20 protein-coding genes are annotated in these 22627 nt (G+C 52.6%); 12 read left to right on the top strand and 8 right to left on the bottom strand.

Translation table 11 applies throughout. The features are described 5' to 3' along the window. Positions 1-196: 196 nt before the first annotated feature. On the bottom strand, positions 197-400 hold the full coding sequence (locus FE848_RS18880; RefSeq protein ID WP_200202771.1) for an SDR family NAD(P)-dependent oxidoreductase: 204 nt from the start codon (positions 398-400) through the stop codon (positions 197-199). A 153-nt stretch (positions 401-553) separates the two neighbouring features. Here FE848_RS18880 and FE848_RS10630 point away from each other — a divergent pair, with 153 nt between their 5' ends. Together FE848_RS10630 and FE848_RS10625 are read left to right on the top strand one after the other, a co-directional pair. Beyond that, the gene (locus FE848_RS10630) at positions 554-979 is read left to right on the top strand and encodes a tetratricopeptide repeat protein (protein WP_200202770.1); all 426 of its coding nucleotides are present in this window, start codon (positions 554-556) and stop codon (positions 977-979) included. Between the two features lie 139 nt (positions 980-1118). Beyond that, entirely contained in the window at positions 1119-2261 is a 1143-nt protein-coding gene (locus tag FE848_RS10625) for an iron-containing alcohol dehydrogenase (RefSeq protein ID WP_200202769.1), read from the top strand. Here FE848_RS10625 and FE848_RS10620 read toward each other — a convergent pair. Beyond that, on the bottom strand, positions 2230-2766 hold the full coding sequence (locus FE848_RS10620) for an NUDIX hydrolase (protein WP_265091912.1): 537 nt from the start codon (positions 2764-2766) through the stop codon (positions 2230-2232). The two genes, FE848_RS10625 and FE848_RS10620, sit on opposite strands and share 32 nt — an antisense overlap. 103 nt (positions 2767-2869) lie before the next feature. After that, positions 2870-3364 (bottom strand): DUF2780 domain-containing protein, encoded by a 495-nt coding sequence (locus FE848_RS10615; protein WP_200202767.1) that lies wholly within the window; start codon positions 3362-3364, stop codon positions 2870-2872. 200 nt (positions 3365-3564) lie between these two features. Here FE848_RS10615 and FE848_RS10610 point away from each other — a divergent pair, with 200 nt between their 5' ends. Next, positions 3565-4020, top strand: a complete 456-nt coding sequence (locus FE848_RS10610; protein WP_200202766.1) for a GatB/YqeY domain-containing protein — start codon at positions 3565-3567, stop codon at positions 4018-4020. Between the two features lie 7 nt (positions 4021-4027). Here the strand turns inward: FE848_RS10610 and FE848_RS10605 are convergent, their stop codons facing one another. Continuing rightward, positions 4028-4696: a glutathione S-transferase family protein gene (locus FE848_RS10605; protein WP_200202765.1), complete on the bottom strand. Its 669-nt coding sequence runs from the start codon at positions 4694-4696 to the stop codon at positions 4028-4030. Positions 4697-4787: 91 nt separating this feature from the next. After that, complete coding sequence (locus FE848_RS10600) at positions 4788-5681, bottom strand: patatin-like phospholipase family protein (protein ID WP_200202764.1); 894 nt, start codon at positions 5679-5681, stop codon at positions 4788-4790. 187 nt (positions 5682-5868) lie between these two features. Here FE848_RS10600 and FE848_RS10595 point away from each other — a divergent pair, with 187 nt between their 5' ends. After that, positions 5869-6516, top strand: coding sequence for a DsbA family oxidoreductase (locus FE848_RS10595; RefSeq protein WP_200202763.1), 648 nt, complete (start codon positions 5869-5871; stop codon positions 6514-6516). Between the two features lie 37 nt (positions 6517-6553). Here FE848_RS10595 and FE848_RS18705 read toward each other — a convergent pair whose 3' ends face one another. The 3 genes from FE848_RS18705 to FE848_RS10580 all read right to left on the bottom strand — a co-directional run bounded on the left by FE848_RS18705 (position 6554) and on the right by FE848_RS10580 (position 14051). Then, a complete protein-coding gene (locus FE848_RS18705; protein WP_227715279.1) occupies positions 6554-9691 on the bottom strand; it encodes an efflux RND transporter permease subunit in 3138 nt (1045 codons plus the stop codon). Positions 9692-9697: 6 nt separating this feature from the next. Next, entirely contained in the window at positions 9698-10771 is a 1074-nt protein-coding gene (locus tag FE848_RS10585) for an efflux RND transporter periplasmic adaptor subunit (protein WP_200202762.1), read from the bottom strand. 91 nt (positions 10772-10862) lie between these two features. Further along, entirely contained in the window at positions 10863-14051 is a 3189-nt protein-coding gene (locus FE848_RS10580; protein ID WP_200202761.1) for an EAL domain-containing protein, read from the bottom strand. 187 nt (positions 14052-14238) lie between these two features. Between FE848_RS10580 and FE848_RS10575 the strand changes: the two genes are divergently transcribed. From FE848_RS10575 to FE848_RS10540, 8 genes are all read left to right on the top strand, one after another. Then, on the top strand, positions 14239-15453 hold the full coding sequence (locus tag FE848_RS10575; protein WP_200202760.1) for a serine hydrolase domain-containing protein: 1215 nt from the start codon (positions 14239-14241) through the stop codon (positions 15451-15453). Further along, positions 15450-15917, top strand: a complete 468-nt coding sequence (locus FE848_RS10570; protein WP_200202759.1) for a redoxin family protein — start codon at positions 15450-15452, stop codon at positions 15915-15917. The genes FE848_RS10575 and FE848_RS10570 overlap by 4 nt, the downstream gene beginning before the upstream one ends. 29 nt (positions 15918-15946) lie before the next feature. Then, positions 15947-17119 (top strand): RtcB family protein, encoded by a 1173-nt coding sequence (locus FE848_RS10565; protein ID WP_200202758.1) that lies wholly within the window; start codon positions 15947-15949, stop codon positions 17117-17119. 120 nt (positions 17120-17239) lie between these two features. Further along, entirely contained in the window at positions 17240-17974 is a 735-nt protein-coding gene (locus tag FE848_RS10560; RefSeq protein WP_200202757.1) for a glucose 1-dehydrogenase, read from the top strand. A 76-nt stretch (positions 17975-18050) separates the two neighbouring features. After that, a complete protein-coding gene (locus tag FE848_RS10555) occupies positions 18051-19169 on the top strand; it encodes a hypothetical protein (RefSeq protein ID WP_200202756.1) in 1119 nt (372 codons plus the stop codon). 7 nt (positions 19170-19176) lie between these two features. Beyond that, a complete protein-coding gene (locus tag FE848_RS10550) occupies positions 19177-20130 on the top strand; it encodes a carbon-nitrogen hydrolase family protein (RefSeq protein WP_200202755.1) in 954 nt (317 codons plus the stop codon). After that, on the top strand, positions 20123-21232 hold the full coding sequence (zapE, locus tag FE848_RS10545) for a cell division protein ZapE (protein ID WP_200202793.1): 1110 nt from the start codon (positions 20123-20125) through the stop codon (positions 21230-21232). The genes FE848_RS10550 and zapE overlap by 8 nt, the downstream gene beginning before the upstream one ends. 96 nt (positions 21233-21328) lie before the next feature. Then, the gene (locus FE848_RS10540; protein ID WP_200202754.1) at positions 21329-22621 is read left to right on the top strand and encodes a sensor domain-containing diguanylate cyclase; all 1293 of its coding nucleotides are present in this window, start codon (positions 21329-21331) and stop codon (positions 22619-22621) included. Positions 22622-22627: the final 6 nt, after the last annotated feature.

Below are 22627 nucleotides of genomic sequence, written 5' to 3'. Positions count from 1 at the left end.
GCCTGAAATCTGAGTGGGTACCGGCCCTGGGATATCGGAATCTGCCTGAGGCCAAAAAAGATGTTGGTGGCTATCTGATGGACTACTACAACCGGCAAAGACCTCATACGTTCAACGGTGGTATTTCTCCCGTTGCAGCAGAGGAAAACCTTAAAATACTGTCCGGGATTAGTTGACCACTACATGCTGATTATGGTCAGAGGCCGATAGGGGCTGTGTCCGGATCCGCGATTCCCGCATTACTGACCATTGCGTGCCCACCCCATTTCACGGCTTCGGCCTCTGCATCCCGGTCCAACACTACAACGCGCCAGCCCTTGTTCAGGAAGTAGGCGGCGATACCCTTGCCAATGCCTTGGGCACCGCCGGTTACGAGGATGACCGGGAGTTGCTGTGTCATGTGTCTTGTTTCCTTGCGATCAGAAATTGGAACTACTGTTGGTGATATCGGCAAACGCTGTTTGGGGTATCCTCTTTGAGCTATGCTGCGGCCCGGCGCGCTGATCGCCCCGCAGATTCTTCGACATAAAACGGGCTAATAAGGTGATGAGTAATGATTAATACCAAAATATACAAGTCCGTCCATAGCTTGGCTGAAAAGCTGATGGAAGCTGACAAAAACGATGATAAAGCAGCATTTGATTCGCTCTATGCAGAGCTGAAATCTGTATGCACCGATAACGAAAATACCGACAAAGACCACCCGGAACAATGGGAAACGCTTGCCGACTTTACAGAAGACCTGGAAGAGGCTTTGGCAGGCTACGACAAGGCCATGGAAAAAGCCGTGGCAATCAAGGCAAAAGATCATATGTCGTCGATCGCGTTTTCCATGGCCACCTTGCAAATTGAGTTGGGCCAAACGGATGCCGCCATCAAAAACCTTCAGGAGGCAAAAGCTAACGCGAATAAAATTGACGATAAGGAACTTAAAGCAGACATAAATAATCTGCTTGAAACGCTCCGGGTTGACGAATAACTAAAGTAGACCCGATTTGATCATGCCGAATGAGTGGTGCATTGAATCGAAAATCGCACATTCCCGAATGATAAAGGAAAAGGTACGCTGAGGTTCTACTAAACAGGTCTCCCTTTTAATCTTCAGGACGATATTTTTTATGTTAGGCACATTTAGCTTGGTAACCCCAACCGAGATTCTGTTCGGGCGCGGCTTTGTTGTCCAGTTGAACGACAGGGCTGCAAAACTGGGTTCGCGAGCATTGATTGTGCACGGCAAAAGCCCGGGCAGGCTCTCGGCAGTGTTTGAGTCACTCACGTCTATCGATATCGTCCAGACGCTGACCATTGAAAAAGAGCCTGATTTGAACACGCTTACAGCCGCCATTGACCAAGGTAAATCACTCGGGGTCGATCTGGTACTTGGTATCGGCGGTGGTTCGGTTATGGATTCAGCAAAGGTGCTTGCGGCCATGCTGCCAAGCCACACGGATCTGTTAAGCCATCTGGAGGTAGTGGGTAGCGGGCTGCCACTATCCGCCAGACGCTTACCGCTGATACTTGTGCCAACCACCTCGGGTACAGGGGCGGAGGTGACTCGAAATGCGGTTATCGACGTGGTCGAGGCCCAGCGTAAGGTGAGCCTGAGGGATAACCAGTTGCTCCCGGATCTTGCGCTGGTAGACCCGGCGCTCACCGATAATTGCCCCAAACAAGTTAGCCTTTACTCAGGTTTGGATGCGGTCACCCAGGTCATTGAGCCTTACCTTTCATCACGATCAAATCTGTTCACCGATATGTTGTGCAAAGAGGCGATCCCGAAGGGGCTTCTTGCTTTGAAGCAACTGATGGAAGGGGAGACCAAAGGCGCTCGTGATGCTTTGGCTCAGGTAAGTCTCTTTGGTGGGCTCGCTCTTGCGAACTCCGGGTTGGGAGTTGTGCATGGCATTGCTGGCCCGCTAGGCAGTTTGTGCGGTGCGCCCCACGGAGCCATCTGCGGTGCTCTATTGCCTGCGGGCATTGCAGCGAACCGCGATAACGTAGTCGAGGCTGGTCATAAAGCTCGTGTCGATGACGTAATTCGCTGGATTGCTGAAGTGTTTGAGGTATCGGAAGGTCAGGCTCTGCAGTATTTTCGTGAGTGGATTGCTCAGAATGGCTTGCCGGGACTGGCGTCTATTGGTGTGACGGAAGAGCACATACTCTCAGCGACACAAGCTGCCGTCGGAGCCTCGTCCATGAAGGCCAATCCTGTTGTGCTACCAACAGAAATCATAGAAAACGTGGTGCGTCAGTCGCTTTAGGAGCAAACCGCCCAGGCTCAAAATCCAGCTTCAGCAACTCCTGAAGCATGCTGTAGCTAAGGCCCCAGATACAGTAATCCTGATACCGACAGCAGGGCATTTTTACGGTGCCAAGCGGGGTGCGCCAAGGGAGTTTGCTTTGATTTTCTTTGGCGGCGAGGTATTTGAGGGATATCCACACCATCTGTGCCACTTCGTAATTAGGCGACTCTGTTTGCGGTCCCTGCCACTCGTAAACATAGGGGGTGACGATCATTGGCCGCCAGCGGCTGTGCTGGCGGGTAATCAGGTCTGACAGTCTGAATTGAAAGCGACCGTGATTGGCCAGATCGACACCGGTTTCTTCCAGGGTTTCCCGTTCGGCCGCCGCCCTTGGCGATGGGTCTGCCGATTCCATACGGCCCCCGGGAAAGGCCATGTCGCCAGACCAGGGATCTCCTTTCCGGTGGGCCCGCTGGATGAACAGTAGCTCCGTTTCACCGTCGTCAGTTTGCCGGTAAATCAAAGCAACGGACGCTCGCGCAAGGCGGCGTCGGAAAGGGATCTTTTGGGGGCGGAGGGCCAGCGACCGGTCCCACATCGCCCTTAATCGTAGCAAGGTTAACTACTCAGCTCGCAGGCGTCCAAAGACTCTGCAGTTGTCCCAGCAATGAAGACCCAACGCCTTGGTCCCCCAGGAAGCCCATAAGGATTGGAACAAACTGCTGAATCATGGCGCTGTCCATGCCCAGGGCTGAGAAGGCCGATTGCACGCCGTCCATAGATGAAATACCAGAGAGCAGCCCTTGGCTCATGCCGCCAGCCCCGAGCAAGCTGGTTAGCCCCGGCGCCTTGTTTGTGAGAGCGCTCATGGCGTCAGCACCCAGATCATTTTTCGCCAGTTGCAGTAAAGCACTGGTGCCGCCAACAGCTTGAGTTTCAGTGACACCGAGTTGGTCTTCCAGCAGCCCGAGCAGTTGCTGCGCTTCAGCACTGGCTTCGTTGGTGGCGGACAGTGCCTGGGTGCCACTGGCAATGGTGTCGTTCAGGCTGAAAGCGCCAGCGGTCGGTGCTAGCAGGTAGATGCTGGAAACAAAAAGGAATTTTTTCAGGATGTCGTTCATTGTCGGGGCCTGTGGAGAGTGTACTTCAAATGTCTGTTTTTATATTGGGGTGAAGGGGCAGAATAAAAGTGCCGCACTAAAAGACAGATCTACTTTTCCCGGTTGGCTATCCAGAAAACCGGGCATTGATTCTTCACTAGATCTGCCCTTTTGCATAATGCAAACTTACAGCCCCTAACCCATGCAGCAGGAGACCGGTAATGTCTGAATTATCACTCAAAGAACAACTAAGCAACGCAGTAAAAGACGCCATGCGGAACAAGGACAAAATCCGGCTCGTCACACTGCGTATGGCACAGGCTGCTATCAAACAGATCGAAATTGACGAGCGCCGCGACCTGAATGACGATGACGTTCTGAAGGTATTGGATAAAATGCTCAAGCAGCGACGCGATTCTGCCAGCCAATACGATAACGCCGGCCGCAAGGAGTTGGGCGACATCGAACGAGCGGAAATGGCGATCATCGAGGAATTCATGCCGGTTGCTCTTACTGAGGATGAGCTGGATGAGCTGATCCGTGAGGCAATCAGCTCGGTCGATGCCAACGGCATGCAAGACATGGGCTCAGTAATGGGTGCGCTGCGCCCTCAAGTAGTCGGCCGTGTTGATATGGGCCACTTGGGTAAAAAGGTGAGGGCGGCGCTGGGGGCTTAACTTTCCGTCAGGCGAAGTCGTATTCTCCGCCCTTTTCAAGGGCAGCCTGGTAAGCCGGCCTGGCGTGTATGCGCTCAACCCAGGCACTGATGTGAGGCCGGTTCTTGCCTGTGATTCCTCTGGCGACTGAGGCTTCCAGTGGAAAACTCATCTGGATATCTGCGGCGCTGAGTTCATTCCCAAGAAACCAGACGTTTTTCGCCAGGTGGGCTTCAACAAAGTCCAGGTGAGTTTTAATCATGGGGCCGATGAAAACCTCATTGGTTTTATCGGCAATGCCTTTTGCCACAGGTTTGATAAAAAATGACATAGGACTGGTTTTTACCTTTTCAAAAACCAGTCGCATCACCAGTGGTGGCATCAGTGAGCCTTCGGCGTAATGCATCCAGTAGGTGTAATCCAGCCACGCCTGACCGCCGGTTTCTGGCAGCATGGTGTCTTTACCATAGGTGTGTGCCAGATACTCAATAATAGCGCCAGACTCCGCCACCACCAGGTCGCCGTCAGTGATCACCGGTGATTTACCCAGCGGGTGTATTTTTTTGAGGCTTGCCGGCGCCAACATGGTTTTGGCATCACGCTCGTAGCGCTGGATCTCGTAAGGCACTCCCAGTTCTTCCAGCATCCAGAGAATGCGTTGTGAACGAGAGTTGTTGAGGTGGTGGACTGTAATCATGCGGAAAACTCCGTTAGCTTCAAACAATAGGCAGGTTTACAGAGTAGTCTGTATACGCGTTTTTGGATCACTGCCATTACTGTTTAAATTGTTAGATTCGATTGCGAAAGGCCAATAAGTGGTTTTTCAGATCTTTAATAATCTCGGGCACTTTCAGAGGGAGTAGCTTTCTGATGCCTTTGAAAATATACATAAAAACATTTGCCCGTTTGTACCAGAGCACCCGCTGAATCTTCTTTTTCATCGGGTGGTAGCCTTCCATGTAAAGCTCTTGCACATGTTTGGCATTGTTGGTGAGGCTGTAACCGCTTAAATTCAGCGGCACCACAATGTCCGCCTTTTTAAGTTGCTCGCGAGTATTAAAGTCGATCGCAATATTGATGGCGTTGCTGATCACATCGAAGGTGTCTTCCGGCTTCTGGTACTGGCTGACATGGCTCAGATCAATGGCGACGGTGATACCCGCGCCCATTTTGGCCAAAGGAGAAATCGGAACGTTTTCAACCAGCCCACCGTCTACCAGAATCCGTCCACCTACCTCCATTGGAACAAACAAGCCTGGTACGGCCATGGACGCACAAACAGCGTCTGCCAGATTTCCTGACCTGAATATCAACTGCTTGCCGGTTTCGATATCCGTTGCACAGATTGCGAGAGGGATATTGGCGTCTTCAATGAGGCAGTCCCCCAGATCCCGCTCGATCATCTCGCGAATGGCTTGCGTACTGAACAGACCTCCGCGTTCAAAGGTAAAGTTCAGGATCTTTGAAAGATTTAGCGTTGAACCAATGGAAAGTATGGATTCAACCGGGCGACCGAAGGCGTAATAGCTGGCAACCAGCGCACCCACACTGGTACCTGAAATGCAGTGAATCCGGATGCCCTCTTCTTCAAACGCTTTCAGAACACCAATGTGAGCAATGCCTTTGGCAGCACCGCCTCCGAGAGCGAGGCCGATGCGGGTGTTAAAGGGATTGAGCTTCATGCAGGGTGGCCTGTTAATGTGTCAGGGGTGGTGTTGATTAGGGGCGATTCTAACAGATTTCATTGGTTGCCCGGCAGCGCCCAAATTGGACAGCTCCAGAGTCAAACGAGCACTATGATGAAATCATAAGGTAGTTTTTGAACCTATTGGGGCTTTTGGTTGGCCCAGGCAATTAACAGGATCCGCTATGAACAAGATGAGTATTGATATTGTTTCCGACATCGCTTGTCCTTGGTGTGCCATTGGCTACGCCCGTTTGGAGCGAGCCATGGAACAGTTGGCACCAGAGTATGAGTTTGAGGTTCAGTGGCATGCTTTTGAGCTGAACCCGGATAGCAGCGGAGATGGCGAGCCAATTTTGCCGGCGCTCGCCCGCAAGTATGGCCGGAGTGAAGATGAGTTGCGCGCCACTCAGAACCAGATGATGACTGTCGCGACGGATCTTGGCCTTAACTTTGAGAAGATTCAGGAGCGCCTGGTGTGCAATACCTTCGATGCACACCGACTGGTGAAATGGGCCGGCGAACAGGGCCAGCAGACCGCTATGAAACAAGCGCTGTTCACTGCCTATTTCGGTAAGGCAGAGAACGTCTCCGACCACGATATTCTGATCAAGTGCGTGGAGTCTCTGGGGTTGGATTCCGCAAAAGCCAAAGCAGTACTGGAGTCTGACCAATACGCGGCGGCGGTGCGAGAAGATGAAGCCAAATATCAGCAGGCGGGTGTTACGGGTGTGCCGGCCTATGTAGTCAACGGAAAATATCTTATCTCTGGAGCTCAGGAGCCTGAGACGCTGGTTCAGGCATTTCAGGAGATTGGTGCAGAGTCCGACTGAACACAACGTGTTTCAGTCGGACTGCTCTTTACAAACGTTAGTTGCGAAACCGGAACAAGGTTGCGTACAGAACCGGTACCACCACGAGTGTGAGGATCGTTGCAAAACCAAGTCCGAACATGATGGTGACGGCCATGGCGACGAAGAAAGCATCTGTCAGCAAAGGCAGCATGCCCAGAATCGTCGTTAATGCAGCCATGGCTACGGGAATCAAACGACTGGTTCCGGAATCAACAATCGCCTCAATGGGCGCCTTTCCGCTGGCCAGTTCGACGTCAATCTGATCAACCAGCACGATGGCATTTTTAATCAGCATTCCCGCGAGGCTCATGAAACCCAGCAGTGCCATAAAACCAAAGGGCTGGTTGAACAGCAGGAGCCCTGCGGTTACCCCAACAATGGCAAGAGGCACTACCAGCCAGATCACAAGCGTTTTGCGAATGGAGTTGAACAGGGCAATCACGATGAACACCATCAGCCCGAAGAACACCGGAATAGACTCGGCAATAGACGTTGAGCCCTTGATCGAGTCTTCATTCTCACCGCCCCACGCAAAATAGTAGCCGGTCATGTCTGCAACCGGAATTCGGTCACGGTATCGCAGAGGGATCGTTTTGTCGGTGTGCTCGACATCTGCACCGTCGGATAACCCGAGATACTCGCGTACGTCGGCATTCAGTGCCTTCTCTACATCGGCTTTGATATCAGCCAGTAGCTCTGAGGATAGTCCGTGGCGCTGATCGAAGTGCAAGCGCAGCATTGTGATGCGATCCTGTCTCCAGATATGGGCGTTCTCAAAACCAATATGAAAGTCAGAGACTGCCTGGCCCAGCGGAACCATGCTTTGAGCGGCCGGGCTCCAGATGGACACCTGATCAAGATTATTCAGGCTCATGCGTTCGCCCAGCGGCGCCCGCGCAATGATCGGTAGCAACTCATCGCCTTCGCGGTAGGTGCCTACGCGCACGCCATCAACAGCAAACGCCGTTGCCTGGGCAATGTCCGCGCGCACCAGCCCGAGTTTCTGGGCCTGAGCGTCTGCAATTTCCGGTTTGATCACCTTTACCAGATCACCCCATTCATCACGTAGTCCTTTTACGTTGGGGTGTGCGGCCAATACTTGCCTGGCTTTGTCAGCCAATTGTCGCAAGGCTTCGGGGTCTGGCCCGGAAATGCGTAGCTGAATCTTGCCACCGGTTGCGGGCCCGAGCACAAACTTTTTAACGTTCACACCAACGCCTGGGCGCAGCGTTTCAAGCTCTTGCTGGGCTTGCTCAGTCAGTTTGGCCAGAGTCTCGTAGTTCTCAACATCTACCAGAATTCGAGCAAAGTTGGGGCTTGGCTGTTCCGGCGAATACGTCAGCAGGAACCGGGGTGAGCTACCACCCACTTGCGTAGTCACCCGGGTGACGCCTTCATAATCGGCCAAAATATCCTCAAACGCTCTCGAACCCTCGGATGTTGTGCTGATATCGGCATCACCCGGGAACCAGAGGTCCACGTAAAACTGCGGGCGGGTAGAGTCGGGGAAGAAACTTTGTTTGACCGAGCCAAAGCCCACCGCGGCTGCAACAAATAAAATTGCTGTGATGCCGATAGTCAGCCAGCGGTGCTGAATGGCTTTGTGAAGCATGCCCTGATACTTGCGATAAAAACCCGATGAGTAGGCTTGCTGGTCATTGTCTGCCGCGGTCGTTTTCAAGAACTTGTGACACAGTAAAGGCGTTACAGTTACTGCGGTGAACCAACTCAGGGACAGCGAAATCAGGATGACCGAAAACAGGGAGCGAGTGTACTCGCCGGTAGAGTCTTCAGATGTCCCGATGGCAGCAAAAGCTGTAACTGCAATGGCCGTGGCGCCCAGCAAGGGAATGGCTGTCTGGCTGACAACTTTGCTGGCAGCGGAGAGGGCGTCTTCCCCTTGCTGCATGCGCATACGAATACCATCTGTGACCACAATGGCATTGTCCACCAGCATGCCCAGGGCAATGATAAGTGCGCCCAGCGAAATGCGTTCGAGGTTGATGGCGTAAATGTTCATGAAAATGAACGTGCCCATGATGGTGATCAGCAGTACCGCGCCGATAATCAATCCACTGCGCAGGCCCATAAACACCAGCAAGACCAATACCACGATGGCCACTGCTTGTAGCAGGCTGACGGTAAAACCGCTGATTGCCTCTGATACAGCATCGGATTGGATCGATATAGGGTTTAAGGTCATGCCCAGTGGAATCTGGGGCTTCAGCTGCTCCAGCCTGGCGTCGAGGCCCTCGCCCATGGTGATGACATTGCTTCCGGAGCGGGCTGAAATGGCCAAGCCGATAGCCTGCTCGCCATCAAAGCGCAGCACGTTTGTGGCTGGTTCCTGTTGCCCTCGGTACACATTGGCAATATCTCCGAGCACGATTTGGCTGCTACTACTGCCCCGGCTTGCAATCATCAGCGATTTGAACTGTTCTGCAGAATCCAGTTCACCAGACACCTGTACGGCAAGGCGGGCATCGCCAGCGCGGGCGTATCCGGCGTACGCAACAGTGTTTTTGTCGCCCAGCACGTTGAATATCGCAGCGGGGGGAATACCCAATGCCGACATTTTTTCCGTGTAGGGCTCTACGTAAATGGTTTCCTGTGGTTCGCCATAAAGCGCAATGCTTTTGACGCCGTCAACCAGCAACAATTCGCGCTTCAGGAATTTTGCGAACTCGTAGAGCTCGTTCTGGTTGTATCCGTCGCCGGTGATGGCCAGGTACACGCCATAGACGTCCCCAAAATCATCAATGACCTGAGATGGCCCGGCTCCCGGGGGGAGCTGGGATTGCACGTCGCTGATTTTGTGACGAAGCTCATCCCAGACTTGCGGTAAGCGTGACTTGTCGTACTGATCGAGTATTTTTACCGAGACAATGGATTTGTCGCGATAAGAGTGAGATTCCACATAGAACAACTGCCCCATCTTTTGAGCAGTCTGTTCTATGAGGTTGCTGACTTCTTCTTCAACCTCACTGGCCGTTGCCCCTGGATATGGCGTGACGACTTTGGCTTCCTTGATGGTGAATTCGGGGTCTTCAAGGCGACTGAGATTATTGAAAGAATGGTAGCCCATCGCCACCATGACAAGAACAACGATCCAGGTGATGGTGCTGTTTTTAATGCTCCATGCGGCAATGTTCATAGTGGATCAGAACTCCACTTTGTCGATGGGCTTTACTTGCATGCCTTCCTTAAGCGACGACGCACCGGCAACGGCAAGGGTGTCGCCTGTTTTCAGCCCGGAGGTGATCAGAATGCTGCTCGAGCCTACCAAGTCACCGGTCTCAACAGGGCGTTTGCTGACTGTGCCGTCGTCATTGACGATCCAGACTATTTTCTGTTGCTTGCTGTCAGCAACCACGGCTGAGAGCGGCACTGCTATAAGTGTCTCACTAATACTGTTGTCCGGTTTTTGTTGTGCGCGAACAATGGCTGTCATTCCTGGTAACAGGTTTTGGCCCGCGGTGTCTTCTATGGAAAGCACATACTGAAACGTCTGTGTGTCGGAGTTGGCCTCGGTGGCATGCTCCTTTACGGAGAGTGGGAAAGTGCGATTCGGTATGCCGTCGAACCGTGCGCTCAGGTCGACCGCTGTGCCCTGGTTGCTGTAACGCACGATCAGGTTTTCCGGTATATCAACAACGACTTCCAGTGCGAGATTGTTGTGCAGATTCAAGACTGGCTCTTTGGCTTGTACTTCCTGAAAATTGTCGACAAATTTGCGAGCAATGACACCTTCGAAGGGCGCAATCAGACTGGTTTCGTTTACGGCTTTCTGGGCCTTTTCAAGTTCGGTTTGGGCAACGTTATAACTGGATTCGATCTTGTCGTACTCAGCCTGAGAGACGTATTTTTTCTTGATCAGGTCTTTGGCGCGATTAAAGTTTGCCTCTAGCGTTTGCAGCTGTGTGCGTGCCGCCGCCAGGTTGCTGTTGTAATCCGATGGGTCCAGTTTGCCGAGCAGGGTGCCTTCTTTGACGATCATGCCTTCTTGTACTGGAAACTCGATTAATCGGCCGGGCACCTGAAAGGCCATCGTAACCCGCTGGCTTGCTCTGACAGTGCCGGGAAACTCACGGGCCAGGGTCGCATCTTCACTTCCGATCGTCATCACTTTGACTGGCTGAATTACAGGGTGAAAAGTGGTTTCCTTTGACTCACTGCAGCCGATAAGGAAGATCGTGGCAATAGCGTAGAACGCTATCCGTAGTGTGCGGTTCATAAGCCTGGTGCCCTGATTAAAGAAAAGATAGGAATCCTTTAGATGCATGTTAGGCACTAGTGGCGCATTGGGAAAGAAGTTTTATTCTGTATCAGTCTGGCTCTAGGGTTTTCGTGAGGAAGTCTTCAAACGCTCTGACGGGCAGCGGGCGGGAGAAGAGATAACCCTGCCCGTAGTCACACCCGATTTCCAGCAACAGTTGGCGCTGCGCCTGGGTTTCGACGCCTTCTGCGATGACGTTCAGGCCGAGCCTGTGAGCCATAATGACTATGGCCTCTGAAAGCACCAGATCATTTTGATCCGTTTCAAGGTTTTGAATAAAAGACTGATCAATCTTGAGGTAATCGATGTCAAACCGCTTCAGGTAGGACAGCGCAGAGTAGCCAACGCCAAAGTCATCGATGGCCACTTGTATCCCTGCATCCCGGAAGCGGAGTAGCTTTTCTTTAACGTCATCACTGGCATTCAGTAGCAGGCCTTCGGTGATTTCGATGCTCAGGTGTTTTGCATCCAGCTCGAGTGTTTTCAGGTAATCCAGCCAGTCTGAGATGTTCAGGGCGTTACTTTGAAACTGTATCGGTGACATGTTCACGGACACCTGAATACCGGTACCGAACAAATCACACCAGCGCTTTGCCTGGAAGCCAGCTTCCCGAAATACCCAGTCGCCGATCCCGACGATTAATCCGGTCTCTTCCGCCAATGGGATAAACTCGGCCGGGCTAATCATTCCGTGTTTCGGGTGATTCCAGCGAATCAGAGCTTCTGCCCTGCTGGCCTTGCCCGTTGCGAGATCAACGATGGGCTGGAAATGAAGTTCGAACTGCCCGTTTTCGACAGCCGAGCGCATGTCATTGATTAGCAACAGCCGCTTTCGAGCTTCATCGTGCAGGGACTGTGTGAAATAACTCAGGCGGTTTCGCCCTGATGTTTTCGAAGCATACATGGCCTGATCGGCGTTACTGATTAGCTGATCAACATTTGAAGCGTCGTCGGGGCAAAAGGTAATGCCAATGCTGGCCTGGACATAGATGGACTCTCCATTGAAGGTGTATGGCTCCGCCAGCGCACTGATGATTTGCTCGGCCACTTTTTCGCCATCGGTCGTGTTTGTGAGCCGGGGAAGGATAACAGTGAACTCGTCGCCGCCCATGCGGGCCACGGTATCTGAGTCTCTCACACAATCGCTGATACGCCCTGCGGCTTTTATCAGCAGTTGGTCGCCCACCGGGTGTCCCAGGGAATCATTAACATCTTTGAAACGGTCAAGATCAATAAACAATAATGCCAGCAGTGAACCGTGGCTTAGAGAGGCCCGGATTTCCTGTTCCAGTCGATCCTGAAACATGTAGCGGTTGGGCAGGTTGGTCAGGAAGTCGTAGTTTGCCTGGCGCCAAACCAGTTCGTCGGTGCGAACCTTGTCGGTTATATCAGAACCCATAATGACATGACGCTGGATATCACCTTTGTCATTGTGAATCACACTTACAGTGAGCCACGAGGGAAAGGCTTCGCCGTTTTTACGACGATTCCAGACCTCACCCTGCCAAAAGCCTTTCAGGGCGACATTTTCCCATATGGTCTGGTAGAAATCGGCGCTGTGACGACCGGAATGAAGAACAGATGTGTCTCTACCTCGAAGGTCGTCAAGGGTGTAACCGGTTATCCGGGTAAACGCGGGGTTGAGTGCCGTAATCCTGTTGCTGGCATCGGTAACCAGTAGAGCTTCTGCCGTGTTTTTGTAGATGGATGAGGCAAGGTGGAGTTCTTCTTCTGCATGAAACCTCTCGATGGCAATACTGACCAGATTTGCCGCCCTCTCAATCAGTACAATTTCCTGTTCATCAGGGGTGCTCGGTTGAGTGCGATAAATGGCAAAAGTGCCTAAGACCTTGCCTGATGACGAATGAATGGGCTCCGACCAGCAGGATTCCAGCCCAGCTGAGGCCGCCAGATCTTTAAAGTTTGCCCAGTAAGGGTGGGAGGCGATGTTTTCGACTACAACGCGCTCTCCCGTATAGGCTGCGGTTCCGCAGGACCCAACGCCCATGCCGATCTCAACGCCACTGATAGCCTTGGAGAAAAAGCCCGGCAAGCTCGGGGCAGAGCCACTCAGGAGGTGTTTTCCTTCGTCGTCCATGAGAAGAATCGAGCACATGGAATTGGAAAGAATGGATTCGGCCGATGCAATAACCTGCGCCAGAATTTCTTCCAAAGAGCCGCCTTTGGCAACCAGTTCCAGGGTTTCCTGCCGCATTTGTTCGCGGCGCTCTGCCATCTTCCGGGATGTGATGTCTTCGATGAGCGACACCACGTATGCAAAGCTGTGGTCAGTATTTCGAATAGCGCGCAAGGAAAGATGAGTGTCGATGGAGTTACCGGATTTATGGATAAACCGTCTTTCAACCGATCGCTCATCCACTGTGCCGTCAATCAGTTGCTGATACTGAGCCTGGCCAATTTCCAGGTCTTCAGGATGAATCAGGTCAGTCCACTTTGCCGTCAGAAGCTCCTGTTCTGTATAGCCGAGCATGTCACACAGCGCCTGATTTACTTCTATCCAGCCTCTATCCGGGCTGGTAGTCGCCATCCCGAACATTGAACGTTCGAAATATGCCCGGAAATGTTGTTCACTGATACGGAGCGCTTCCACCGCATCGCGGCGCTGCCTTTCCCGATCAAGGTTGCCGAGAGCGAAGGTGATGTCGCGGGCAAGTTCGTTGAATAGATCAGTGATTTCGTCGTCAAAAAAGTCTTTTGCAAGGTGATAAACCGTAAACACTGCAAAAGGTTTTTCATCCCTCTGGATGGGGAAGCTGCCGCTGCTACCCCAGCGATGATGGCCTGAATGTTCGAGCGAGAATGCTGATCCCGGGTTGTTCGCCCAGTCATTGGTTACTACGGAGTGATTGTTGCAATAAGCGGCTGCTGAAGGGTCGGGGGGGGCTGATGTGCCTGGTTGCACTGAAGTGTTCAAACTCTCCAGATAATCCGTTTCGGCACCATAGCTTTCTACCGGGACAATGCGCTTTGATTCCGGATCATAAACCCCAATCCAGGCCATGCTTATGCCGGCGAAATCGACAGCCGATCTGCAGGCGAGCGGGAACAGCTCTTCCTCGCCACCCATTCGATTGATGGCCTGGTTCATTTCACTCAGAGCCCGGTATAAACCAGTCAGTCTGTAAATATGCGCATTCTCCGATGCGCCCACGGTCACATTGCTTGTGTCCGGGCGTGTGTTTTCTGGGTTGGCCTCGTTATCCGGTGGTGTAGTCAAAGAGCTACTCGCTGTGGCCAGGACTTGATCATTAGTCGTTTCAAGAGTGTTCAGTCTTTTTGTGTAAAGTTCAAGATAATTGCAGGGTAAATTATTATTGTATTTTGGGAGCACGCAAGAGCGTGCTGCAGATTCTCGCTGAGTGGTGCAATAATCGAGACATCAGACAGATAAAGGCGGCTACCCCATGACAGATACAAGGCAGATTGCCGGTCTCGCACCGGATCGACTTCTCAATATTGAGCGCCACCTCGACCGCCGCTATATCCAGTCCGGCAAGTTGCCAGGGGCGCTGACACTGGTAGCCCGAAGGGGAGAGGTGGCCTATGTAAAGCCCCAGGGGCTGATGGATGTGGAGCGTAACAAGCCAGTCTGTCGGGATACTATTTTCCGCATTTACTCCATGACCAAGCCGATTACGTCTATCGCCATGATGCAGCTTTATGAGCAAGGGCGATTTTTGCTGGACGATCCAGTGCACAAGTACATTCCAGCCTGGAAGAGTCGGCGAGTTTATAAAAGCGGCGTCTATCCTCATTTTTTGACTGTGCCCGCAACCAGCACCATGACGATTCGCGATCTTTTTACCCATATGTCTGGCCTGACTTACGGGTTTATGAATCGCACTAACGTGGATGCCGCCTATCGCGAGCTGGGGCTTGATGGCAGTCGGGATCTGACAATGGAAGCCCTGGTCAATCAACTGGCAGAACTCCCTCTTGAATTCTCGCCGGGCACTGCCTGGAACTATTCCGTCAGCACCGATGTGCTGGGCTATCTGGTGCAGTTGCTGGCGGATCAGCCTTTTGATGAGTACCTGCGCGAGAATGTTCTTGATCCCTTGGACATGCCCGATACGGGCTTTCACGTGCGTGACAATCAGCTTGATCGATTTGCTGCCTGCTACCAGTACCAGCCAGGTGACCAACTCAAACTTCAGGACGATCCGGAAACATCGCCTTTCAGGCGTGAGGGGCGGTTTCTGTCTGGCGGTGGTGGGCTGGTTTCCACGATTGATGATTATTTCCATTTTGCCCAAGCCCTTTGTCAGGGTGGGGAGTTCCGGGGGCGGCGGATTATTGGTCGCAAAACCCTGGAGTTCATGCGCAGCAACCACCTGCCGGGCAATCAGGACCTGCCAAGCTTTGCCGTCGGCTCGTTCAGCGAAGCACCTTATGCCGGAACGGGTTTTGGTCTTGGCTTTTCGGTAAAAACCGATGTTGCAAAGTCCCATGCAAACGGATCGGTCGGCGAATACGGCTGGGGTGGATTGGCGAGCACCAGCTTTTTTGTAGACCCGGTTGAAGAGTTGGTGATGATTTTCATGACGCAACTGATCCCCTCATCGACCTACCCAATCCGGCAGGAGTTGCGGGCGATGGTAAATGGAGCGCTGGTATGATTAGCAGAGGAGTCAAGGCCCCGGAATTAACCGTGGCCGGCTGGCTGAATACAGACGAACCCTTGCAGCTGGAAAAATTGCGGGGGCAGGTGGTTGTGCTGCATGCGTTCCAGATGCTGTGCCCGGGCTGTGTGACCCACGGCCTGCCACAAGCCGCCGCGATTCATGAACTGTATCGCAGTGATGAAGTACAGGTGATTGGCCTGCATTCAGTGTTCGAGCATCACCATGTGATGACGCCCGATGCGCTCAAGGTGTTTGTTCACGAGTATCGACTGAAATTTCCCATAGCCATTGATTTGCCGTCAGACTCGGGGCCTGTTCCTGTGATGATGCAAAAGCTCAACCTGCAGGGCACACCGTCGCTGGTGTTGATTGATAAGGACGGCACTATCCGCTTTACTCAGCTGGGACGGGTAAATGATATGCAGGTGGGTAATATGATTGGGCGGCTGTTGGCATAAGAGTGGTCGCAGTGAACCATGGAGATGGTATGAAAGCTGGTGTAAATGCTGTGATCAAAACAGAAAAGCTGCCCATCAAATTGTGGCTTGATGAAGGCCAGATGGAGGAGGGTGCGCTGGAACAGGCACGCAACCTTGCCAACCTGCCTTTTGCCTTCAGTCATATTGCCATTATGCCCGACACTCACCAAGGGTATGGCATGCCGATTGGTGCCGTTCTTGCCACTCAGGGCGCCATCATACCCAACGCTGTTGGTGTCGATATCGGCTGTGGTATGTGCGCTTTACGAACCAGCCTGACAGATATCGCAACAGACGACCTGAAAGAGGTCATCAAAATCATCCGCGATACCGTACCCGTGGGCTTCAATCATCACACTGAGCGCCAAGACGAAGCCTGGATGCCCGAGAGAAAGGGCGAGCTTCCCATTGTCGCACAAGAGTACGAAAGCGCCTTGTATCAGATTGGCACTCTGGGAAGCGGCAACCACTTCATAGAAATACAGAAGGGATCGGATGGCTATATCTGGATTATGGTCCACTCCGGCTCTCGCAACCTCGGCTTCACCGTCGCCAATCATTACGACGATGTGGCGCAGCGCCTGAATCGGGACGCTGGCGAGGATGTATCCCGGGGCTTGGCCTTCCTCCCGGAATCATCAGAGTATTTTGATCTGTATTGGCGCGAAATGAACTACTGCCTTGAATTTGCGCTTGCCAACAGAAAACTCATGATGGAGCGGGTCGAGGCAGCTTTCATGGAGGTTCTGCCCGAGGTGGAGTTTGCCGATTTCATCAACAAGCCCCATAACTTCGCTTCTGAAGAAGAACACTTTGGTGAGACAGTTATCGTGCACCGCAAAGGTGCGACACGGGCCCGAAAAGGCGAGTGGGGCATGATTCCGGGATCGCAGGGCACCCGTTCGTTTCTGGTAAAAGGCAAAGGGGAGCCAATGTCCTTCGAATCCTGCTCCCATGGCGCTGGCAGAATCATGAGTCGGTCACAAGCCCGCAAAACGCTTGATCTGAAAGAGGAAGTAAAGGCCCTCAAGGATCGCGGGATCTTGCATGCTATTCGCAATCGTAAAGATCTGGATGAGGCGCCTGGTTCATATAAGGATATTGATGAAGTGATGAGAAATCAGACCGGCCTTGTTGAAGTGCAAATCGAACTGCGCCCATTGGCGGTCGTCAAAGGTTAACTCCCCTTTTCAGCAGCACCTGACTGGTCATGGATAATACCGACGCGACATTTACCTCCGTCTGCTATATTGGAGTAACTGGCTCTTGTGAATTAAGTTACTGAAAATTGGGAGATTAAGATGGATCGACTAAAAGGTAAGGTCGCTATTGTTACTGGTGCAGCCCAAGGAATGGGAGCGTCCCACGCCCGTGTTTTTATAAGAGAGGGCGCAAGAGTTGTTTTGACCGATTTGAATGAAGACAAGGGGCAGGCCCTCGCATCGGAACTGGGCAAAAATGCTCTGTTCGTGAAGCAGAATGTAACCAGCGAGTCGGATTGGGCAGAGGTTGTCAGAGCAACCGAGGAACACTTTGGACCAGTTGATATCCTGGTGAATAATGCCGGCATAACAATGGCGAAATCCCTTTTGGATACATCTCTGGAAGATTACCGCAGCATTCTGGATATTAACCAGGTATCTGTGTTCTTGGGGATGAAAACGGTTGTTCCCTCAATGCAAAAGGCAGGCGGTGGCTCTATCGTCAATGTGTCTTCAATAAATGGTTTGGTGGGCGGAGCCATTGGTTATACGGATTCCAAGTTTGCTGTCCGTGGTATGACTAAAGCTGCTGCCCTGGAGTGCGCATGCTTTGGAATCAGAGTGAATTCTGTGCACCCGGGCGTAATTGAAACTCCGATGATTATGCAGGGCGATACAAAAGCGGCTGTTGAAGAATTTGCGAAGTCTATTCCCTTAAAACGCTTGGCCAAGTCTGAAGAAGTCTCAAGCCTGGTACTGTATTTGGCATCAGATGAGTCAAGCTACTCCACAGGCTCTGAGTTTGTAGTGGATGGCGGGGTAACCGCTCAGTAAAGATCCGAATGGATTGTTCGAACTGGTACGGGCGACCCCGCCCGGCCAGCGTTTTGAACTTGCAGGAGGTTTTTATATGTACTACGTAGACATGCCAAGCGCCAAGGAAATTGGTGATCTCAACCTGGTTCGCACTGATGCGGCCATCTCGATTTACCTGCCGACCACGCCGCTCAGTCGTGAAGTTGAAGCCAGCCGAATCAATCTCGGCAACCTGGTGAAAAAAGCGTTGGGTCAACTGGAAGCCAAAGGCCTTGATAAGCGACGCATTGCGCTGTTACAGGAACAGTTTGACGATTTGGCGGCCGATCTGGATTTCTGGAGCCATCAGGCAAACAGTCTGGCGATTCTCGCTACGCCGGAGTCACTGCATACCTACCGGATGGCCAACAAGCTAAAAGATATCGTTGAGGTATCTGACCGTTTCCATCTAAAGCCATTGCTGCGCGCAGTTACTTTCCCGCATACGGCACATATCCTCGCCCTTTCCGAGAATGCGGTGAGACTGATCGAAGTGTCAGCAGACTTACCGGCGAGAGAAGTTACCGTGGCGGACATGCCGGAAGATCTCACAGCGGTAGTGGGTGATGCGACCATCAAGAATTACACAGGTACCGGACACAGGCATGGCGCCCAAGAGCACGGCTCTTATCTGGCGCGCTATGTGCGCAGGATTAACAGTGTGTTGCGCCCCGTGCTTATGCGCTCGGACCGCCCGCTCATTCTGGCCGCTGCAAAACCGCTGGAGGCACTGTTTCGCTCTTTGAGTGCCATTCCGGCCCTGCCTGATGCCATTGCTGGTAACCCTGAACACTTGAGCAATGCGGAGTTGGCAGCAGCTGCAAGGCCAGTATTGGATGCCCACTATGCAGGTCAGATAAAGGATTTCCACCGCTTGTTTGAGGAGCGTGCCGGGCAGAACCGATCAACCACGGACATCTCCGATGCAGCCCGGTTGGCAACGTTTGGTGGAATTGACCGTTTGCTCATTGATATTGACAGTGTGGTCGATGGTTTTGTTGATGATGAAACCGGTGAAGTTGATTTTGGCTCTCACGAAGACGCCACCAGCTATGGGATAATTGACGAAATTGCTGGCCGGACACTTCGTTCAGGTGCCAAGGTGATGGCAGTGCGTAAGGACGATATTCCGGGCCGCCACGATCTGGCGGTAATTTCACGCTATCCGATTTGATGTTTTTATGAAGGATGTTTCGACAACCCGGGTTGCAGCGTTGCAGGTAGACACTCGCATAGGTGACACGCAGTACAACCTGACACGCTGTAAGGCCTTGGTTGAAGAGGCCTGCCAGGCTGGAGCCCAGTGGATTGCATTGCCGGAGTTCTTTAATACCGGCGTGTCCTGGCAGCCCTCACTTGTTAGCGCAATTGAGGGTGAAAACGGCCCCTCTGCACACTTACTGCAAACTCTTTCCTCCCGGCACAACCTTGTGCTGGGAGGTTCTTTTTTGTGTCGGCTAAAGGATGGCAGTGTACGCAACCGATACCAGTGTTATAACCGCGGTGAGCTAGTCGGGTATCACGATAAGGATTATCCAACCATGTGGGAGAGCGCCTTTTACGAAGGCGGTGATGCCGGAGATACTGGTGAGCTTGGTGTAATTGATGGTGTTCGAGTAGGCACGGCCGTGTGTTGGGAGTTTTTGCGTACAGCAACCTCCAGGCGTTTGCGAGGCAAGGTGGACGCCATCATTGGTGGCTCCCATTGGTGGAGCATTCCTGAAAACTGGCCGATCATCTATTCATGGCTGGAACCAGCCAATCGTGAGAATAGCCTGAAAACAGTGCAAGACACCGCTCGCCTTGTGGGGGCGCCGGTTATTCATGGGTCGCACTGTAACGACTTCAGCTGCCCCATGCCGGGGTTACCCTTAACTTATCGCGGGCATCTCGAAGGCCAGGCCGCCGTTATTGATGGCCATGGCAAGCTTATTGCCCACCGAACATACGAGCAAGGCCCGGGGGTTGTGCTAGCTGACATCTGTATGCAGGCAGTTGAGCCTGCGGAGCCAGTACCTGATCGCTTCTGGTTGCGTCGGCGTGGGCTGATCCCGGCATTTTCATGGCATCTGCACGGAATGCTGGGGCGCCGCTGGTACCGGCAGCACGTTAAAGGCGGGCAACCCCATTCCTGACAACCTTTCCCCCTACGCTGCCTATCAGAAAGCACTGGCTTCCGGATTTAAAAACGATCCTGCCCAGGACCGGGCCGCCGTGAGTTTGCAGCGCTGCTATGAGCAGTTGCAGGCAGGTGAGCCCAATATTCTGGGTGTGTATCTTTGGGGGCCGGTGGGGCGCGGCAAAACCTGGTTGATGGATCGCTTCTATCAGGCCTTAACCGTGCCTGCCCGGAGGCAGCACTTCCACCATTTTATGCGCTGGGTGCATCAGCGCCTGTTTCAGTTGACCGGGCAGGAGGATCCTCTTCGTCTGCTCGCACAGGAATTGGCTGAAGAAACCCGGGTATTGTGCTTTGACGAGCTGTTTGTCAGCGATATAGGTGATGCGGTGTTGCTTGGAGGTCTGTTTCAGCATCTCTTTGCGCAAGGTTTGGTGCTGGTGGCTACGTCCAACCAGCCGCCCGACGATTTGTATAAGGATGGCTTTAACCGTGAGCGCTTGCTGCCTGCCATTGAGGCAATCAAGAAGCATGTGCAGGTGCTGAGTGTTGACGGAGGTGAAGACCACCGCCTCCATCCCGGAGAACTTCAGCAACGCTATTGGGTTAACCAGCCCCAGGCTCTGGAAGCGGCATTCATGGAGTTGCTGGGTGAGAATGAGCCGCCCATCAAAGAGCCTGTTGTTCTTGGGCACCGCGAGATCGAGGTAGTGCTGCGCAGTGAGCATCTGTTGTGGTGTCGTTATGACGATCTGTGCGAAGAGAAACTGGCATCCCAGGATTTTATCGATCTGTGTGATCGGTTCTCCCACGTCTTTTTAAGTGAGGTTCCACAGCTCGCCGGAGGCACTCTGCAAGCCGCCATTGCTCGTGGCACCGAAGATGGTGTAACCCAGGTAACGGCTGGGGATCGCAAGCTGGCTGCACTAACGCACCAGGATGATGGTGCACGACGATTCATCGCTTTGGTCGACGAATGTTACGACCGGGGCGTTCCGCTGTATCTTGATGCTGCTGTGCCTTTGGAGGAACTCTATAGCCAAGGGGCGCTCGCTTTTCCGTTCCGGCGCACATTGAGTCGCCTGACAGAAATGCAGCTGGAGCGTTTTGGCCAGTGAGGGAAATCTGCCAGACTGTGTTAAATTTAAAGACACAACAAAATGCATAACTGCCAACCTCCTCGGAACGCAAATAGTCATGCTCAGCGGTAGCCCATGAGAAAGAAAAGCGATAAAGGGCAAAGCGCCAGTCCGGTTGCTATGGCGAGCGACCAATATCTAAAAATTGTTGTGGACAGCACGCCCAATATGATGGGCTATTGGGGCGCTGATTTACGCTGCCGCTATGCCAATAATGCCTTCAGCGAGTGGTATGGAATACCGCCAAACGACGTGATTGGCATGCGCTTTCAGGATTTGGTCAGCGAGCAGCTGTATGCGCTGAATGAACCTCATATCCGATCCGTACTGGCTGGCCAACCCCAGCGTTTTGAGCGCACCCTCAAGAAGGCAGATGGCAGCCTTGGCCATATCATTGGCCACTATATTCCTGATTTTGATGACGCGGGCGAGGTTAAAGGATTTTCCATTCAGGCCAGTGAAGTCACGGTACTCAAGGAGGTTGAGGCGAAACTCAAACTGGCAGCCTGTGTGTTCGAGAGCATGCCGGATGGGGTCCTGATTACGGATGTGCATGGAACCATCTTGTCTGTAAACCCGGGTTTTATTGAAATTACGGGCTATACAGCTGAAGAAGCTGTTGGCCAGACGCCTCACATTCTGCAGTCAAAACGTCACGACCAGGCCTTTTATGCCGCCATGTGGGAGGCGATAAAGGCAGATGGACGCTGGCATGGGGAAGTATGGAACCGCCGCAAAGATGGCGAGCTTTACCTGCAGCGCATGACGATTAGCATGGTGCCCGATACAACTGGTGAGCCCATACGCTATGTGTCTGTATTCGTTGACATTACTGCGCTTTGGCGCAAAGATGAGCACATCAAACATCTGGCTTTTCACGACGCCTTGACAGACCTGCCGAATCGCACGTTGCTGATAGATCGAATCGATCAAAAGCTACTCCATGCTGAAAGGGACAAGAACCATTTTGCGTTGATGTTTCTGGATCTTGACGGGTTTAAGCTGGTTAACGATCAGCTTGGGCACAACGCGGGCGACGACCTGTTAAAAGATGTCGCCAAAAAGCTGCTTGCGCTGGTCCGTAGATCCGATACCGTGGCCCGTGTTGGCGGTGATGAGTTTATATTTATCCTCAACAGCCCACAGCAAGAAAGTGAAATCTCCGATGTTGCCAGCCGGATTGTCAGCTCAATCAGTGCACCGATAGAGGTTCAAGGAAAGACATTCCAGATAGGTGTGTCCATAGGGGTTGCCATTTTCCCTGCGGATGGCCACACGGCTATAGATCTCATCAGAAATGCCGATACCGCCATGTATGCCGCCAAAAGCATGGGCAGGAACAATATTCGTTTCTTTTCCATGGGCTGATCCAAC

This window comes from Marinobacter sp. 1-3A, from assembly GCF_016597775.1.
GTDB lineage: Bacteria > Pseudomonadota > Gammaproteobacteria > Pseudomonadales > Oleiphilaceae > Marinobacter > Marinobacter xiaoshiensis.
This window is presented reverse-complemented; position numbering and strand designations above follow the sequence as displayed.